The following is an 18,311-nucleotide window of genomic DNA, read 5'->3' as shown; positions in this document are numbered from 1 at the left end:
AAGTATTAAAAAGGAATTTGAAATTATGGATTTATTAAAAACAGTTAAAGAAAAATTTTATAAAATTATATTAGATGATGATTTATGGTCATCTGAAATAAATGTGTTAAAGGTAAGGCCTCTTAATCCTGGGGAAGCCATAGGAAATCCAGAAAGGAAAGATTTTCCTTTATTAAAAGGGAAAGAAATGATGTTGCAAGCCGATTTTAGAGGGAGTATGGGGCAAGCCTATACTGATATGCCCGGTAATTTCAAGGGGACTTTAAGGGAGATTTTCCTATTGCCGCTTATTGACAATTTTCAAAGAGCTGTTTTGGTCTCCAGTATTAATGCTGTATTACGTTATTTAGGGTATATCGAAAATACTATTCATTGTAAGGATAAGGAACCCACAGAATGCGCTGCTCGTTTTAAAGATTATATTTTGGTAAATTATGGTAATCCTAAAATTGCGTTTATTGGATTGCAACCAGCGATAGTTGAATCACTGTTAACAGATTTCGAGATTAGGGTAGTAGATTTGGATAAGGACAATATAGGTCTTAAAAAAAATGGCGTTACCATAGAGGATGCTTCTCATACAGAAGAGATAGTATGTTGGTCAGATATTATTATAGCTACCGGAACTACTGTAGTAAATAATACTTTAACAACTCTCTTAGATAGAAAACCCATTATTTTTTATGGAGTAACCATAAGTGGGATTGCTTATCTTATGAGTTATAAACAGTGCTGCTTTTGCAGTCATTAAGAATAAGTAAAGGAGGATTTGTCTATACATTATGTAGTACCTAAGGGGTAAATATTTAACAAGTGAATTGGAGAGAGGTTAAGCTGCTCAAGATTTAAGAGGAAAAATATAATGAAAGGAATTATTGAATTATGAAGAAAGTAATCTTGTTGATTATAAATGTATTATTTATTTTTAGTTGCTTTTTTATTACCAGCTCTTGTGCAGGAAAAGAAAGCGTGCCCATCGGAATGGCAGTAGAATTTATGGATCATGCTGCTTCTGCCTATGTCAGTCAATATCAAGGATGGTTTGAGGAAGAAGGCTTAAATATTGATTCATATGAAAACTATGTTACGGGCATGGCATTGGCTTCTGCCTTGGGGCGGGGAGATATTCAAGCAGCCTATATTTGTCTGGTTCCGGCAATCAATGCCTATGCCAATGCGAAAGTACCTATAAAGATTGTGGCAGGAACGCATAAATATGGATATGGATTAGTTGTTGACAGTAATAAAGTTAAGAGTGTGCAAGACCTTGAAAAAGATGGAATGCGAATCGGATGTGTTACAGAGGGAGGAGCCGTAGATGTACTTCTTCATAAGACAATTAATAAATATAATTTGAACAAAGATAAGGTATTAAACAATATTCAGAGGATGAATCCACCAAAACAGCTTTTAGCTCTTCAGATGGGAAGACTGGATGCTGCTTTTCTTCCCGAACAATGGGCTACTATGGCAGAAAATTTTAATTACCATATGTTGTTGATGAGCCAAGAGGTGTGGCCTAAAATGCAGGGAAGTGTTTTGGTAGTCAAAACAGAATTACTGGAAGATTATCCTGAAATAGTCAGAAAATTAGTAAAGGTAACCAAAAAAGCGACGGATTGGATTAATCAAAATCCAGAGAAGGCAGCTGAGATAGTCGCCCATCAGTTATCCCTGGATGGTGAATATACCTTACCAGCTCAGATAAAGGATATAGATATGAGTATGGTTGAATTTAGTACTGATACTTTATTAAAATCAATGCATAGATTAGATTATAATATGGATATTGATTCTGCAACCGTTCAGGATACAATAAATTTCGTTGCAGAATTAGGTTATATAAGAGATGTATTTAAGGTTGATGAAATATTAGATTTGAGGTTTTTGAGTGAATGATTTTTTCAAAAGTATTTAAATCTATATTGGGAATTTTCCCGATAATTATTTTTTTAATATTATGGGAATTAATGGCAAGAATGCATTTAATATCTGGAAAATTTTTTCTCCCCCCTTTTTCTATGGTAGTTTCTGAGTTTTATAACCTTACTGTAAGCGGGATTTTAGGAAAAAGTTTTATAAGTAGTCTTTCGCGTGTTTTGATTGGATTTTCTTTAGGTACTGTTGCTGGAATTGTTTTTGGTATTTTAACCGGCTGGAATTATTTACTTGATAGAACATTAAGTCCTATTATAAGCCTGGTATACCCTATTCCGGCCTTAGGTTGGCTACCCCTTTTGATGTTATGGTTAGGAATAGGTGAGATATTGCCTATTACTATTATATTTATTTGTTCATTTTTCCCTATTCTCTATAATACTTCAACTGGCATTAAAACAGTAGATAAAAATTATATCCGAGTTGCCAAAACCCTAGGGGCTTCTGATAAGAAAATACTATTTTCCGTGGTTATTCCTTTGGCCTTACCAAATATTTTTACCGGGCTAAGGTTAGAATCCGGAATGGCTTGGCGAGTAATTATTGCTGCTGAAATGGTTGCCATTCCAACGGGGATAGGTGCTTTAATGATGCGTGCGGAGAGTTTGATGCGAATAGATATTATTATTGTCTGTTTAATAATCCTGGCTATGATGTGTTTTCTATTTGAAAGGTTCTTTATATTTTTAGAAATGATATTTACAAGTAAGTGGAGATGATTTATGCCAGATATTGAATTGAAAAACATTTCAAATTATATCTGTAAAAATATTAACTTGAAGATATGGGATAAAGAATTATTTGTTTTACTAGGTTCTAATGGTGCCGGAAAGAGTACTTTGTTAAATATTATTGCAGGTCTTATAGATTATCAGGGTACGGTTTTTTTTGGTAAAGAAAAAATTGATAAATTAAATGTTAAGAATAGAAAGATAGGCTACCTATTTCAGGATTTACACCTATTTCCCCATCTGAATGTTTTTTCTAATATTGCTTATAGCTTAAAGATTGAAAAAAAATCACATAACGATATAAAAAGTAGAGTTGAAGAATTATTAGAAATGTTAAGGATTGAAGGTTTAGCAAATCGTTATCCCAAACAGTTAAGCGGGGGAGAAAAACAGCGAGTGGCTCTGGCAAGAGCTTTAGCTTTTAATCCAGGGGTATTGCTCTTAGATGAGCCATTAAATAAAATTGATCTGCAATCATCGAAATATTTCCGAATAGAATTAAAGCAAATACAAAAAAAATTAGGAATTACAACTGTCTATGTAACCCATAGCTTAAAGGAAGCAGAAGAAGTTGCTGATAGAATAGCAATTATGCACCAAGGCAATATAGAACAGATTGGAAAATCGGAAGAAATATTTTTTTCTCCCATGAACGAGAATGTATCCGAATTTATTGGCAGGCCCAACATCTTTTGTTGTAATAACCTTATTAATTTAGGTAATGGAATAGCAATGGCAGATTGTCAAGGTTTATCTGTGGTCATTCCTAATGATAATAAAAAGGTAAACAAAATTGCTCTATTACCTCAGGACATATATATTTCTGAATCTCTCCCTCCCGGTCCTAATATAAATAGATTTAAGGGGAATATTATTGATTTTAATATAAGTAATGAAACTGCAAGGATAAAAGTAAAAGTAGGGAGTATAACATTATTGTCAGAATTGCCTTACCATCTATTTAAAAGAATGAACTTACAAAAAGGTAAACAAGTATTTCTAATTTTTAAATTAAAAAATATAAAATGCCTATCATAATACAGACACAGAAACTTATTCATGCTCAGTAATTAAGTAACTTTTTTGGTTAGATTTCACTACCAAAAGAATAGTTAAGCATGAACTTTAACCAGAGGATTATCATCAAGAGGTGGAGACCTATTTTAGTGGAATATAAAAAATTCTAAAGAAGACCTCATCCGGTTCCTTTCCATAAGTCAAAGATCTCTGTAGAGCCCATCATATCAACAATAAAGAACTCATACGTTATTACCGCAAATGGCTGGAAGGTAATAAACAAGACACATCTCTGCTTCCTGCCCCTACTGGTGCCCGGAGAATACCCAAACCGATTGAACGCAATATCATGAAGGCCTATAGAGGTTTGGATCCAACTGTTATGAGCTAGCCTTGCTCTTTAAGCCCTACTACCTGGATAAGACGCTATCACCCATTATTATGGATCGGATCAAAAAACGCTATCCCTTAGGCGAGCATCAGTAGAAGATCATTAAACATCTCAGATCCTATAGATCTTAAGACCAACGGTAAGTTAGAGGCCTTCTGGAAGATTAGGAAGAATGAATTCTTCTATCCTAATTCATTTGATCCTGTCTGTGATCCCATCTACAATTTGGGCAATTTCTCAGTTGATCATAACCACTTTAGAAGACATGGTAGATTAGGCTATATGATCCCCTATGAGAAGCTGGAGAAAGTAACTGAGTTATTGAGGCAGTATATATTAAATTTCAGATGTTAATAGTAAAAAATTTTTGACAAAACTATTTTATATGTTAAAATTAAAATAATATAATGAAACAGTGTTTCATACAACAAGACAAAAGTAAGAAAGATTGAACAGGTGACAAATACTGATGAAAAATGAATCAGATTATTACATTGAGTCAATAAAAAGAGCGATACAAATACTTAATTCATTTACACTTGAAGAAAAAGAGCTTAGAGTTACTGAATTAAGCCATAGATTAAAATTACATAAAAGTACTATCCATCGTATTTTAGTAACTTTAGCGAGTGAAGGAGTAGTAGTTAAAAATCCGGATAATCAAAAATATAGTCTTGGTATGTCCTTATTTAGATGGGGAAGCATTGTCCAACAGCAAATGGAGCTCAGAAAATACGCCCTTCCCATAATGGAGAATCTTGCTAAAAAAACAAAAGAATGTATTTATTTAAATGTTATTTTGGGTAGACGGAGAATTAGCGTTGAAAGGGTTGAAAGCTCCCATGAGGTTAGAAGAATAATAAGATTAGGTGAAAGCCTACCTTTGTATACTGGTGGTTCTGGCAAGGTTATATTAGCTAATTTGCCAGACGAAGAAATTAAAAAATTTTTAAAGGAAGAACAGTTGATTCCTTATACAAAAAATACTATTACTGATCCAGAAAAACTGTTAGAAAACCTTAAAGGAATTCGAGAAAAAGGTTATGCAATTGCTGTTGGAGAAAGGGTAATGGGTGCAACAACTATCGGCGCTCCCATTTTTGATTATGCGAATAAGATAGTTGCTTCGCTAACTATTTCAGGTCCCACTGAACGTTTTACTGAAAAGAAAATTCCATTATTTATAAGTTTAGTGAAAGAAGCGGCTGAGAAAATATCAGTTTCACTAGGTTATCAACCAAAAGATTAAATTATAGTAACGAATGGAATATCAAATTCTTATCATGGAAAAATGAGAGAAGGAAGAGCAATATAAGTATTTATTGATTATACATTATCTAAACATTTGAAAATAATCAAATACAATATTATTTTATAAAAGAAGTATACCTATTAAAAAGTAAATTACTTGATAATTCAAAAATAAACTTAAAATTTACTCATCTTATTCCAATTATGGTTAGTATTATAAAGAGAGGAAGAGAGGAGGATCTCTATGGACAGTTATAGATTTTTAATTCCACAAATGATCTATTATGGTTTAGGAACATTAGAAGGTGCTTGTGACAAATTAGCGAAGATAGGCAATAAGCCATTAGTAATTACAGATAAAATCATGACTGATATAGGTTATGCTGACAGAGTAGTTAATTATATGAAAAAACAAAAGCTTGAAATATCTTTATTTAACGAAGTCAATACTGAACCTACCGATTATTATGTAGAAAAAGGAACAAATCTTTTTAAAGAGAACTATTGTGATTTTGTAATTGCTCTGGGTGGTGGAAGTCCTATAGATACAGCCAAAGCTATCAGTCTTATGGTGAGCAACCCAGGTGAGATTCAGGATTATATGGGGCTAGGAAAAGTGAAACAAAATGGACCTCCCATAGTGGCAATTCCTACTACCTCTGGCACTGGTTCTGAAGTTACTCAGTTTACTATAATAACTGATACAAAAAAAGATGTGAAAATGCTTATCGGAAGTGAGTATTTAATTCCAAAAATAGCCATTAACGATCCTGCTCTCACTATGTCAGTCCCTCCAAACATTACTGCTGCCACAGGAATTGATGCATTAACACATGCAATTGAAGCTTATACATCAAGACGTCACCAGCCTTTGGCAGATAATTTCGCCTTGTCATCAATCAAGAGAATTTCCAAGTATTTAAGAAGAGCATGGGCTAATGGTGATGATGAAGAAGCTAGAAGTGAGATGATGCTTGCGGCTATGGAAGCTGGTATGGCTTTTAATAATTCTTCTGTTACTATTGTTCATGGAATGTCGCGCCCACTGGGAGCATTGTTTCATATACCACATGGTATATCAAATGCAGTGCTTCTACCTGCTTGTTTGGAATATGCAATTATGGGCTTGCCAGAGAGGTTTGCAAATATAGCAAAGGCAATGGGAGTGAAAGATAGTAATCTATCAGATCTTGACTTTGCCAAAGAAGGTTTAATATTAATTAAAAAGTTATGTGAAGACGTTGAGATCCCTAGTATTTCAGGTTTGGGTATAGATAAAAATACCTTTATGAAACGACTGGATAAAATGGCTACTGATGCACTAGCCAGCGGTAGTCCCTATAATACAGCACGAAAACCCTCCAAGGAAGATATTATAAAAATATATGAAAAATCTTTTTAATTTTGCGCATTGGAGATAATTATGATAAGCAGAAGAATATTAGAAATAGATTTGACTGAGCAACATTTTCATGAACTTGAATTAAATGAAAATGAATGGAGAAAATATTTGGGTGGTAGTGGTATTGCTGCCAAATATCTCTATCAACATTTAGATTTAAATATCCCACCTTTACATCCTGATAATCCTCTCCTTTTCTTCCCTGGTCTCTTGACAGGTATTCCCATTCCAACGGCTAGCAAAACCTCTATCTGCGGACGTTCCCCTCTTACTGGCATATGGAATGAGGCAATAGTTGGCGGTCATTGGGGAGCAACCTTAAAGAAGAATGGTTATGGAGGTATAGTTATTAAAGGCAGAGCGATTCATCCAATATATCTTCTGATTGATAAAGATGGAGTAACTTTTGAAGATGCCCGTCAATTATGGGGATTAGATACCTATGAAACCTCAAAGAATATTAAAAAAATTTATCCCCAGGTACAGATTGCTTCCATTGGACAAGCAGGGGAAAAGATGATTTCTATTTCGTCAATTGTAATTGATGCCCCACATTCACGTCTAGCTGGTAGAGGTGGTTTAGGAGCAGTAATGGGATCAAAGAATCTTAAAGCTATTGCAGTAAAGATGGAGAAAAAATCTATTGATATAAATGATAAAGAAGGATTGACGAGGATTATACAGGAAGCAACTCCATCTGTTCGAAAATATACCCAAGGTTTACATGATTTTGGGACTGGTGGTTCAGTTGAAGCAAGAGAATATACCGGTGATTTACCTATTAAAAACTTTGCTCAAAGCCGTTGGGAAGGAGCTGGTAAAACCACCGGACAAATCATTGCTAATACTATTTTTAAAAAACATTATGCTTGCTTTGCCTGTCCCATTTCTTGCGGTAAGGAAGTAAATTTTAATAAAGAAATAATACATGGTCCAGAGTATGAAACCTTTAGTGCTTTTGGTTCAAATTTGCTAAACGAAGATCTAAATAGCATTGTACTTATGAATGATCTCTGTAATCGCTATGGTATTGACACCATATCACTGGGTGTGACCATTGCTTTTGCTATTGAGGCTTATGAAAAAGGTCTTTTAAAAAAGAGAGACTTACATGCAATAGAATTAAGGTGGTCAAATCCAGAAGCTTTTATTAAGATTACCCATCAGGTAGCTAAGAATGAAAAGTTAGGAAAACTTATCGGGCAGGGAGTAAAGGCTTTATCATATCAACTCAAGGATAACAGCTCAAATTACGCTATTCATACAAAAGGTTTAGAAATTCCCATGCATGATCCACGTGCTTATACCGGTATGGCCTTAAGTTATGCTACGGCTAATCGTGGAGGATGCCATCTTGAATCATTAAGTTATATGATTGAGTCTGGTATACCAGCACCCGAGCTAGGATTTGATGAACAACACAAGTTAGATCCACATAGTAGTGAAGGTAAAGCTGATTTAGTGGTAAAGCTACAGGATTACATGAATGTGTTTAATGCGCTTGGTCTCTGTAAATTCCTGCTTGCTGGTAGGATTGGACCTAAAATTGTCTGTGAATGGATTAATAGAGTCACCGGATGGGATATGGATCAAAAAGAATTAATGATAATTGGGCAAAGGTTGCATAATCTTAAACGCTTATATAATGTAGAACTGGGTATTACTAGAAAAGATGATACCATTCCCTCACGGTTGTTACATCTTACTAGAAATGATGGCTTAGCAGCTGGTGTATTACCTGAATTAGATCTAATGTTGAAAGAATATTATCAGATTAGAGAATGGGATGATAGTGGCGTCCCAAAAGTGGATAAGATAAAAGAACTTGGACTCTCTACCATTTAATCAACATCATCATCACTATCAATTATGTAATAGAAAGGATATAAAGTTATAATGAGGAAACCATTAGAAGGAATTAGAGTCATAGATTTAAGTCATGTATTAGCCATGCCTACCTGCACCATGCAGCTTGCTGATTTAGGAGCCGAAGTTATTAAGATTGAAAGACCAGGAATTGGAGATGATTCTCGCTATTTTGGTCCTTTTATTAATGGTGAAAGTGCCTATTTTATGAGTGTCAATCGTAATAAAAAAAGTGTCACTTTGGATTTGAAACAGGAAGAGGGTAAAGAAATATTTAAAAAACTAGTGAAAAAGGCTGATGTAATTACTGAAAATTATCGGGCTAATACAATGGAAAAGTTGAATTTGGATTATGAGGTATTAAAGAAAATAAATCCACTGGTTATTTATGCCTCAATCTGTTGTTTTGGGCATTATAGTTTTGATCAGCAAAGAGCTGGATATGATACCATAGCTCAATCTATTGGGGGTATTATGTCAATTACAGGTTATCCTGATGGGCCTCCAACTCGGGTAGGGACGTCTGTTGCAGATATCTTTTCGGGTTCCTTCGCTACCATTGGTATCTTAGCCGCACTACACCATAGGAATATTATAAAAGAAGGTCAATATATTGATATTAGCATGGTGGACTCAGTCTTCTCAGTATTAGAAAACGCAGTAGTCCGCTATACTGCTACTGGTGAAATAGCCACACGCCTTGGTAATGGACATGCTTCTATAGCTCCCTATGATGCCTATGAAACGAATGATGGATGGGTGGTAATTGGAGCAGGAAACGATGCTCTCTGGGAAAAGCTTTGTAAGGCTATTAATATGGAAGAATTAATCAATAATCCGCTTTATATCACTAATGATAACCGTAGTAAGAACTCCAAACAATTAAATTCCCTTTTAACAACTTGGACTAAGAAAAAATCTTCCAGAGAAATAGTGGAATTATTGACTAAAGCTGGAGTTCCATCTGCTGAAGTTAATACAATAGATAAAATTGTCCAGGATCCCAATATTAAATTGAGAAATATGTTAGTAGAGATGAACCATCCCAAAGCAGGAAAGGTATTGGTTGCAAACTCTCCTATTAGACTATCAAAAAATGATAATAATTCAATCAATCCTGCTCCGATGATGGGAGAACATACTGAAGAAGTGTTGAAAAAAATCTTGGGAATGTCTGAAGAGGAGATAAAAGAGCTGAGAATAAAGAAGGTAATTTGATAAAGATAAAGATATGATTTAAGAAAAAGATTGTTTGGGTATTATTATCATTTATAAGCTGAGTGGTTAATGGTATATAGATTTGTATAAAAATAAGAAATGGTTTAAAAATTAGAAAATTATATATCTAAATAGGAGGAATATTTTGAGTGATCGATATATAAATGACGCCCAAATAGGTTTTGGTCTTAGAAAAGCTTCATGGAAAGGATACAAATGGTTCTGGCCAACAATAATTTTATTGATATTGGTATCTTTAATACCCTGGTTAATAATGGGTAGCTATAGTTTTAGAAATATAAATTATATAGATCCTTCTGCTACCGGGGAATATATAGGTTTGGATAATTATAGAACAGCATTACATGATTCTGAGTTTATTGATAGTATTTGGTTGACTGCCAAAATAATATTAATCTGCCTACCAATTGAATTTTTGTTGGGATTTCTAGTATCTTTATGTCTATCATCACAGATGACACTTAAAAAGTGGACTTTACCAATTATACTTATTCCCATGATCATTTCTCCAATAGTTGTTGGGCTTATTGGACATTTAACTTTAAATCCTGATTTTGGTTTAATTGGAATTACTTTAAGAAATTTAGGTATTATAAAGGGTTCCATTCTAGGAAATCCTAAACTAGCCCCTTTTACTATTATGGCAATTGATATTTGGCAATATACCCCATTTATTATCTTGATTTTTACCGCTGGTTTATTATCTTTACCCAAAGAACCATTTGAGGCAGCTGCAGTTGATGGCGCATCTTCCTGGCAAACTCTTTGGAATATTAAATTACCATTATTGAAACCAATTTTTGTTATTGCCATACTCTTGAGGTTTACTGATTTATTTAAAATATTTGATACTATACTTATCATGACGGGAGGAGGACCTGGTAGTACAACAGAGAATTCAAATTTTTTTGCATATAAAATAAATTTTAAATATTGGAATTTAGGATATGGATCTGCTGTGGTCATGCTTTTATACATTGTAAGTTTTTTAGTATGTTTGATTTTTGTTAAAATGGTTACTTCTAAAAATGAAGCCATGCAATAGAAGAAGATAGGTTTATAATAAACGAGGTGATATTTATGACTACTAAAAAGCAGAAAAAAAATAATAAAAAAAATCTTAAATTAATAAATATCATAGGAACTATATTAGTTATTATAGTAGCCTTGATAAGCGTTATACCATTTTTATGGATTGTCATGTCTGCTTTTAAAGATAGGATGGATATTATGAGTCCCACCATAAGTTTATTTTTTAAGCCCACACTAGCTAATTTCAAGGATGCTTTTGGTTCATCTGGAGGATTTTCAATCTATTTAAGGAATTCTTTAATTATTGGTATTGCTAATGTTATATTATGCTTAATTACAGGAGTTCCAGCTGCTTATTCCTTTTCTCGCTATTATATATTAGGAGCGAAACATCTGTATTTTTATATATTAACTACCAGAATGTGTCCAGGTGTTGCAGTAGCGCTACCTCTCTATATTTGGTTTAAAAACTTAAATATTTTGGGGACAATTCCTGGTGTTATTTTAGCTCACACAACATTTAACTTAGCTCTGGTAATTTATCTAATGAAGAGCTTATTTGATGCGATTCCTAAAGAAATTGATCGGGCAGCGTTAGTAGATGGTTATTCAGAATGGCAAGTCTTTACCAAGGTTATTTTGCCTATTGCTAAACCTGCAATAGCATCTACTGCATTTCTAGCTTTTATTTATTCCTGGAATGAATTTTTATTTGCCTTGATATTGGGAGGAAGGGCAGCAAGAACATTACCTTCAGCATTCCCAGGTCTGGTAACTGCCTTAGGAACTTACTGGGGGCAACTCTGCGCAGTTTCTGCTGTTGTTGCTATTCCAGTAATATTAATGGCTGTATTCTTACAACGTTATTTAGTACAGGGATTAACTTTAGGAGCAGTAAAAGGTTAATAAATCATGTTTAGTAAAATAGGAGGCAGTATTTATGGAATTTGGAGATGTTGTTTTTTATTCAATACTATGTCCTATACTCATTATTTTGTTTTGGTTAAAGTTTTTTGAATCTTTCATTCCTTTGTGGGGTGCCTGGATTGTTTCAAGCATCGTAATTATTTACATAATTTCAAGATATAAATACAGAAGATCTAATTTAAGAAAAACAGAGGAGATAGAAGGTGCCAAAGGTAATATTAAAAAATTTATGTAAGAAATATGGAGATGTTAATGCGGTTGAAGATCTTAATCTTGAAATAAAAGACAAAGAGTTCTTTGCTTTATTAGGACCATCTGGTTGTGGCAAATCTTCCACTTTAAGAATGATTGCTGGTCTAGAAGAGATAACAAAGGGAGATATTTATTTCGATGATATTAGGGTAACCGATCTTCCTCCTGCCGAACGTAATATTGCACTAGCTTTTGAAAATTATGCTCTCTATACTCATTTAAATGTGTACAAAAATATTGCCTTTCCCTTAAAAATCAGAAAAATTCCTTCAGAAGAAATTGATAAGCGAGTCAAAGAGATTGCAAAATTCATGCAACTTACTGATATATTAAATAACAATGTTAGATTTTTAAGCGGTGGTCAACAACAAAGAGTAGGAGTAGCAAGAGCATTAATAAGGAGACCAGCGGTATTTCTCTTAGATGAACCAATATCTCATCTAGAAGCAAAATTGAAGGAATCTATGAGAACAGAATTATTACGTATACATAATGATTTAAAAGTTACAACAATTTATGTGACTCATGATCAGGCAGAAGCTATGAGCATGGCAGAGAGGATCTGTATAATGAATTTTGGGAAAATTCAACAAGTAGGAACACCAAAAGAGTGTTATGGTAATCCAGTAAACGAATTTGTAGCTGGGTTTATTGGCGAACCCCCTATGAATTTATTAAATGCCTCAATATTAACTGAAAATAATTTTTTAAAGTTAGAAGTATTTAGTAAAAAAATAAATTTTCCTGAAAAATATGCTTCAGTATTTAAAAAATATAACAGTAGTTTGAATGGGAAAAAGATTGTAAAGCTCGGTATTAGACCTGGGGATATTAGGTGTTTTAACACCAATAAAGAGGATAATACAATTGAAGGTGAAGTTAATTTTATAGAACCTAGGTCCGAAGGAAAGTTTGTTATTAATGTTAAAATAGGAGATTTTTACCTTCTAGTGAAAACCGATGGAACATTTAAGCCAGAGTTAAATACTAAGATATATTTAAAATTTATTGAAGATAATATTCATCTTTTTGATCAGAATACTGGAATAAATCTGAATAGAAATGTGAGTGTTTAAAAAAATGGCCAAAATTATGTTAGAAGAAGTTACCAAAACATTTGGGGAAAATAATGTAATTAATGATTTAACTTTTACGTGTAATGATGGTGAATTTTTCGTTATTCTAGGACCTTCCGGTGCTGGAAAAACAACAATTATGAATTTAATAGCAGGCTTAGAGGAACCAACAAAAGGTTTTATATATCTTAATGATAAAGTTATCAATAATGTTGAGCCAAGACATAGAAACATTGCTTATGCCTTTGAAAATTACTCATTATATCCACATTTAAATGTATATGAAAATATTTGTTTTTCATTGAAGTCTCCTATAAGAAAAGATAAATTTTCCAAAGAGGAAATTGATATGCTTGTGAATGAAATAGCAATTCAATTTCAAATAAAAGAGCTGCTTAACAGGAGTATTACCCAGCTTTCAGGAGGTCAAAGACAAAGGGTTGCTTTAGCTAGAGCATTAATTAGAAAGCCCGAAGTTTACCTTCTTGATGAAGCAATTGCTCATTTAGATGCAAAGCTAAAGCATTTAACTAGAGCTATTTTAAAAGGATTTCAAAGACAAAAAAGAATAACAACCCTATATGCAACCCCTGATCAGCTTGAAGCCGTTGCTTTAGGGGATAGAATTGCAATTATTAATCATGGTATTTTACAGCAATTAGATACTCCTGAAAAAATTTATAAATACCCTAATAATTTATTTGTTGCCAGATTATTTGGTGAACCTGCAATAAATACCTTTCCAGGAGAATTGTATTCTAAAGATGAGAATATACTAATCAATATAAATGGAACGCCTCTGGTTTTACCTGATAATGCTAAAGAACAATTATGTACAAAAAATATAGGATCTCAGGTAATTGTGGGAATTAGACCAATTGATATTTCCATAATAAGAGAAGTAGATATAAATAAATATTCAAATATTGGTATTGGGGAAATTAAATTGATTGAATATTTTGGTGATAGCTTTATCTACTCAATAAAATTAAATGGATTTTCTTTTAAAATCAAATCAGATCAAGAGCTTGACGTAAAAATTAATAAGAAAGTTAATTTACATTTTAATATGGATAATATACTTATATTTGATGAAGGTACAGAAAAAAGAATATGGCCATAAAACTTATGAAAAAATAGAAATAGGGCATAAAATTGACTTTTTTAATGCAGTTGCTTTAAAAAGGGAGGTGAGATAAATATTAAAAAATATTTATTTTTTTTCTAAAAAATAGTAAGCTTGATTAACATTGTAGAAATATACTCATAATTTAAAGTGAAAATTATCTGTTTAATTTTAATCTAAATAAAAGGAGAAAAAAATGAAAAAAGTTAATATTATTACTCTATTTTTAATTGTATCTTTTTTATTGTTTACTTTGTCTTCTAGTGCTCAAAATCCAGAAGATGAATGGCTGGTAGAAGCGGCAAAACCTTATAAAGGGGTAACATTACATATGATTGGAGAAGCCTTACCCCCCCTAGATGCTTTAAAGCAGAAGTCAGTAGAGTTTACAGAACTTACCGGTATAAAAGTAGAATTTGAAATGTTTGCCATGGATGAAGCAGACGAAAAGGCTATAGCTGACTATGTAGCAGGAACAGGTATTTATGATATAACTATGACTAGCAATAGTACTGTATCTAGAGATGCGGAAAATGGTTGGTTAGAACCGGTAGAAACTTTTATAGATAACAAAAAAATTACAAGTCCCAATTTTTATATCGGAATGGATATTAGTAATCTAGAGTGGTTAAATGGTAATTTTGAGTATAAAGGTAAGTTATATGGCTTACCATTCTCTTTTCATACCCTGATCTATGATTGGAGAGTTGATCTTTTTGAACATCCAGAAGAGAGAGAAAAGTTTAAAGCTAAATATGGTTATGAATTACCGGTTCCAGCAATCAACATGGATCAACTAAGGGATTTATCTGAATTCTTTACTAGGAAAAAGGGAGAAAAATTAGCAGATGAAATTCTGGATCATGATGTATATGGAATTACATTATGTGGTAAAAGGCATATTGCCACTGTATTTAATTTTAAAAATGTTTTATCTGCCTTTAATGGAAAAATAATTGATGCACCAACAGGATTTGATTATGGGCCAGTTGTAATCAACTCAGAAGAAGCAATAAGAGCCCTAATTTACTATAAAGATTTGTATGATAATTTCTGTCCTCCTGGAAGCGATACTTACACTTGGGATGAACAATTAGCAGCTATGCAGTCTGGGCTTGCTGTGCAGACTTTATTATGGGCAGATGCCTGCTATGCTATTAGTGAAGACCCTTCTCAATCGAGGGTTGTGGGAAAGGTTGCTTATAGTGGTATGCCAATTGCTGCTCGTAAAACTACCAATTTAAATGGTTGGGCTTTGTGTATACCATCAGCATCTAAAAATAAAGAAGCTGCTTGGCTTTTCTTGCAATGGACCCAACGTAAAGAGGTTCAGGCTGAAATAATGGCTAATGGGAGTATCTCTTTATCTGATTCGGCATATCAAGATCCTAAAGTTTATAAACTTACTTATGCACCATCACACTATTTTATTACCCATGCCAGAATTTTAGAGCTTGATGGTAAAAAAGCTTTTAGAGAACCAGGAAGTGCATGGGGTTTACCTAAAGAGTATGCTGAAACACCAGATCCCTTAACAGGTGAATTATTTCCGGCAGCCTTTGACCAGCCAAGATTTCCTGAAGCTGTAGTTATTGATGATATTTTAGCAAGATACATAAATGGATGTCTTGTCGGGCAATATGAACCAAAGGTTGCTCTCGATAAAGCTGCTGAGGAAATAAAGAACAAAATACCTAAATTAAAAGATTTTTAATTCTATTTTTATCTAATTGAGAAAAAAGATGATTATAAATAAGTGTCAATAGATACGAGAAGGTAGATTGAAAATCAAAATTCTTAAAATGAGATATAGCTAATACAGAGAAAAAATTTCAAATTTTTTCTCTGTATTAGCTATATAATAATAATTTTGGATGAATGAACTAATTGGTTAGGATAATAGTCTGATTGGAAAGGAGGTAAAACTTATACGATAAAAATTTATTATAGTATTATGAGTCAAAAATAGCAAAATAATGATTATTTTATCTAAGAATATTAAGGAGGCAAAATGTATGAAACTCAACAAAGAACAACTTTTAGATATGTTTAGTAAAATGGTTTTGATAAGGCAGTTTGAAACAAGAGTAAAAAAATCGTTTGCTGATGGGGATATTCCTGGTTTTATTCATTTATCTGCAGGTCAGGAAGCTATTGCAGTTGGATGTATTACAAACCTTAGAGAAGATGACTATATTGTAAGCCACCATCGAGGTCATGGTCATTTGATTGCTAAAGGTGGCAATATTAATTTTATGATGGCTGAATTATATGGGAAAAAGACTGGTTATTGTAAGGGGAAAGGTGGTTCCATGCACCTTGCTGATATGGATATTAATATGTTGGGTGCACATGGTATTGTCGGTTCCACAGTGACAATTTCAACCGGTGCTGGTCTTTCAGCAAAATTAAGAAAAAGTGGCCAAGTTACTCTATGTTTTCTTGGCGATGGTGCATCAAATACTGGAAGATTTCATGAAGGAATTAATTTAGCTGCCATATGGGACCTACCCATTGTAATTATTATTGAAAATAATTTTTATGCGGAGGCTACCAGTATTTTTTATTCCACTAGATTAAAAAAACTTTCTGATAGAGCTATTGCATATGGAATTCCAGGAGAAACTATTGATAGCAATGATGTATTGGAAATATATGAAAAAGTTGGAAAGGCAATAGATAGAGCTCGAAAGGGCAAAGGACCATCACTTATAGAAATTCAGACCTATAGACATTTTGGTCATGAAGAGGGTGATACGGAAACCTATAAAAAGAAATCTGAGATTGAAGCATGGTTAAAAAAAGAACCAATTGAATTATTAAAAAGACGACTAATTAAGGATGGTATTTTAACTGAAAAAGAAGCTGAAAGAATTAATCAAAAAATGAAAAATGAGGTGGAAGAAGCTGTTAAATTTGCAAAAGAAAGTCCATATCCGGAACCTGAAGAAACGTTAGAAGATGTTTATGCTTAAAAAAAAGGGGGATATATAATATGAGAATATTAACTTATAGGGAAGCGATAATTGAAGCACTAAAAGAAGAGATGGAAAGAGATCCATCCATATTTATTATGGGGGAAGACATAGGAGAACACTGGCAGGGATCAGTAAAAGAATTTGAAGGATTATGGCCAAAATTTGGTGCAGAAAGAATTAGGGAAACGCCTATCTCTGAAACTGCATTTTTAGGATGTGCCATTGGAGCTGCGATGACCGGTATGAGGCCAATAGCTAATGTCATGTTTGCTAGTTTTCTTGGTGTGCCTATGGATGAAATATTCAGTCAAGTTACCAAGATGCGTTATATGTTCGGGGGTAAAACAAAGATGCCAGTCACAATTATGTGTCTTTCTGGTGGTGGGATGAATGCTGCAGCTCAGCATTCAGTTTGTTTAGAAGGAATGTTAATGAGTGTACCAGGATTAAAAATGGTTTCACCATCTACTCCCTATGATGCTAAAGGGTTATTAAAATCAGCAATTAGGGATGATAATCCTGTTATTTTTTTCCAGAATTTATTTCTAACTATTAGTGGTTTTAAAGGTGAGGTTCCAGAAAATGATTACACTATTCCACTAGGAGAAGCAGTAATCAGGAATGAAGGTGATGATGTGACTGTTGTTGCCATAGGAAATATGGTTCATACAGCACTTTCTGCTGCAGGTAAACTCAAACAAGAAAATATTAGTTTAGAAGTAGTTGATCCAAGATGTATGGCACCACTCGATGAGAAAACAATAATTGAATCAGTTAAGAAAACAGGGAAAATAGTTATATTAGATGAAGAACCAAAAATAGGAAGTGCAGCTAGTGAGATTGCGGCAATAATTGCTGAACAAGCAATAGAATATCTTGATGCACCAGTTAAGAGAGTGTGTGCACCAAATACCCCGATTCCATTTAGCCCGCCACTTGAAAAATACTGGTTACCAGATGAGAACAAACTTATTGAGGCTATACATTCAATAATATAAAAAATAATAAAATTACACTTGTTGTCTGGATGAATATTAATTACTATAGTTCATATTCTGTTTTCTCGATTTTAGCAACTCGATTAG

At 33.3% G+C, this 18,311-nt stretch carries 16 protein-coding genes; all 16 read left to right on the top strand.

What is annotated here, in order from left to right:
• Positions 1–25 precede the first annotated feature (25 nt).
• Positions 26–751 carry a DUF364 domain-containing protein gene (locus PHD84_02505; protein MDD5636674.1) on the top strand — a complete coding sequence of 242 codons (726 nt, stop codon included), beginning with the start codon at positions 26–28 and terminating at the stop codon, positions 749–751.
• A gap of 131 nt (positions 752–882) precedes the next feature.
• Positions 883–1,899: an ABC transporter substrate-binding protein gene (locus PHD84_02500; protein MDD5636673.1), complete on the top strand. Its 1,017-nt coding sequence runs from the start codon at positions 883–885 to the stop codon at positions 1,897–1,899.
• Positions 1,896–2,657, top strand: a complete 762-nt coding sequence (locus PHD84_02495) for an ABC transporter permease (GenBank protein ID MDD5636672.1) — start codon at positions 1,896–1,898, stop codon at positions 2,655–2,657. The genes PHD84_02500 and PHD84_02495 overlap by 4 nt, the downstream gene beginning before the upstream one ends.
• A 3-nt stretch (positions 2,658–2,660) precedes the next feature.
• Positions 2,661–3,707, top strand: a complete 1,047-nt coding sequence (locus PHD84_02490) for an ABC transporter ATP-binding protein (protein MDD5636671.1) — start codon at positions 2,661–2,663, stop codon at positions 3,705–3,707.
• Between the two features lie 839 nt (positions 3,708–4,546).
• Complete coding sequence (locus PHD84_02485; protein MDD5636670.1) at positions 4,547–5,326, top strand: IclR family transcriptional regulator; 780 nt, start codon at positions 4,547–4,549, stop codon at positions 5,324–5,326.
• A 246-nt stretch (positions 5,327–5,572) separates the two neighbouring features.
• Positions 5,573–6,730 (top strand): iron-containing alcohol dehydrogenase, encoded by a 1,158-nt coding sequence (locus PHD84_02480; protein MDD5636669.1) that lies wholly within the window; start codon positions 5,573–5,575, stop codon positions 6,728–6,730.
• 21 nt (positions 6,731–6,751) lie between these two features.
• Positions 6,752–8,575, top strand: a complete 1,824-nt coding sequence (locus tag PHD84_02475; GenBank protein MDD5636668.1) for an aldehyde ferredoxin oxidoreductase family protein — start codon at positions 6,752–6,754, stop codon at positions 8,573–8,575.
• Positions 8,576–8,626: 51 nt separating this feature from the next.
• On the top strand, positions 8,627–9,814 hold the full coding sequence (locus PHD84_02470; GenBank protein MDD5636667.1) for a CaiB/BaiF CoA-transferase family protein: 1,188 nt from the start codon (positions 8,627–8,629) through the stop codon (positions 9,812–9,814).
• A gap of 145 nt (positions 9,815–9,959) precedes the next feature.
• Positions 9,960–10,880 carry a sugar ABC transporter permease gene (locus PHD84_02465; GenBank protein MDD5636666.1) on the top strand — a complete coding sequence of 307 codons (921 nt, stop codon included), beginning with the start codon at positions 9,960–9,962 and terminating at the stop codon, positions 10,878–10,880.
• Between the two features lie 35 nt (positions 10,881–10,915).
• Positions 10,916–11,773, top strand: a complete 858-nt coding sequence (locus PHD84_02460) for a carbohydrate ABC transporter permease (protein MDD5636665.1) — start codon at positions 10,916–10,918, stop codon at positions 11,771–11,773.
• 34 nt (positions 11,774–11,807) lie between these two features.
• The gene (locus PHD84_02455; GenBank protein ID MDD5636664.1) at positions 11,808–12,029 is read left to right on the top strand and encodes a hypothetical protein; all 222 of its coding nucleotides are present in this window, start codon (positions 11,808–11,810) and stop codon (positions 12,027–12,029) included.
• Entirely contained in the window at positions 11,998–13,122 is a 1,125-nt protein-coding gene (locus PHD84_02450; GenBank protein MDD5636663.1) for an ABC transporter ATP-binding protein, read from the top strand. Before PHD84_02455 ends, PHD84_02450 begins: the two co-directional genes overlap by 32 nt.
• Before the next feature lie 4 nt (positions 13,123–13,126).
• Positions 13,127–14,245, top strand: coding sequence for an ABC transporter ATP-binding protein (locus PHD84_02445; GenBank protein ID MDD5636662.1), 1,119 nt, complete (start codon positions 13,127–13,129; stop codon positions 14,243–14,245).
• Between the two features lie 199 nt (positions 14,246–14,444).
• Positions 14,445–15,962, top strand: coding sequence for an extracellular solute-binding protein (locus PHD84_02440; GenBank protein MDD5636661.1), 1,518 nt, complete (start codon positions 14,445–14,447; stop codon positions 15,960–15,962).
• Between the two features lie 301 nt (positions 15,963–16,263).
• Positions 16,264–17,223 carry a thiamine pyrophosphate-dependent dehydrogenase E1 component subunit alpha gene (locus PHD84_02435; protein MDD5636660.1) on the top strand — a complete coding sequence of 320 codons (960 nt, stop codon included), beginning with the start codon at positions 16,264–16,266 and terminating at the stop codon, positions 17,221–17,223.
• A gap of 20 nt (positions 17,224–17,243) precedes the next feature.
• On the top strand, positions 17,244–18,224 hold the full coding sequence (locus PHD84_02430; protein ID MDD5636659.1) for an alpha-ketoacid dehydrogenase subunit beta: 981 nt from the start codon (positions 17,244–17,246) through the stop codon (positions 18,222–18,224).
• Positions 18,225–18,311: the final 87 nt, after the last annotated feature.

It is taken from the genome of Atribacterota bacterium (genome assembly GCA_028717805.1).
GTDB lineage: Bacteria > Atribacterota > Phoenicimicrobiia > Phoenicimicrobiales > Stramentimicrobiaceae > Stramentimicrobium.
Note: the sequence above shows the minus strand (reverse complement) of the source record. Positions and strands in the feature narration are given on the sequence as shown.

Excerpts from the sequence above, each read along its gene's own strand:
- PHD84_02505 (MDD5636674.1), top strand. The coding sequence starts at position 26 with ATGGATTTATTAAAAACAGTTAAAGAAAAATTTTATAAAATTATATTA.
- PHD84_02500 (MDD5636673.1), top strand. The coding sequence starts at position 883 with ATGAAGAAAGTAATCTTGTTGATTATAAATGTATTATTTATTTTTAGT.
- PHD84_02495 (MDD5636672.1), top strand. The coding sequence starts at position 1,896 with ATGATTTTTTCAAAAGTATTTAAATCTATATTGGGAATTTTCCCGATA.
- PHD84_02490 (MDD5636671.1), top strand. The coding sequence starts at position 2,661 with ATGCCAGATATTGAATTGAAAAACATTTCAAATTATATCTGTAAAAAT.
- PHD84_02485 (MDD5636670.1), top strand. The coding sequence starts at position 4,547 with ATGAAAAATGAATCAGATTATTACATTGAGTCAATAAAAAGAGCGATA.
- PHD84_02480 (MDD5636669.1), top strand. The coding sequence starts at position 5,573 with ATGGACAGTTATAGATTTTTAATTCCACAAATGATCTATTATGGTTTA.
- PHD84_02475 (MDD5636668.1), top strand. The coding sequence starts at position 6,752 with ATGATAAGCAGAAGAATATTAGAAATAGATTTGACTGAGCAACATTTT.
- PHD84_02470 (MDD5636667.1), top strand. The coding sequence starts at position 8,627 with ATGAGGAAACCATTAGAAGGAATTAGAGTCATAGATTTAAGTCATGTA.
- PHD84_02460 (MDD5636665.1), top strand. The coding sequence starts at position 10,916 with ATGACTACTAAAAAGCAGAAAAAAAATAATAAAAAAAATCTTAAATTA.
- PHD84_02455 (MDD5636664.1), top strand. The coding sequence starts at position 11,808 with ATGGAATTTGGAGATGTTGTTTTTTATTCAATACTATGTCCTATACTC.
- PHD84_02445 (MDD5636662.1), top strand. The coding sequence starts at position 13,127 with ATGGCCAAAATTATGTTAGAAGAAGTTACCAAAACATTTGGGGAAAAT.
- PHD84_02440 (MDD5636661.1), top strand. The coding sequence starts at position 14,445 with ATGAAAAAAGTTAATATTATTACTCTATTTTTAATTGTATCTTTTTTA.
- PHD84_02435 (MDD5636660.1), top strand. The coding sequence starts at position 16,264 with ATGAAACTCAACAAAGAACAACTTTTAGATATGTTTAGTAAAATGGTT.
- PHD84_02430 (MDD5636659.1), top strand. The coding sequence starts at position 17,244 with ATGAGAATATTAACTTATAGGGAAGCGATAATTGAAGCACTAAAAGAA.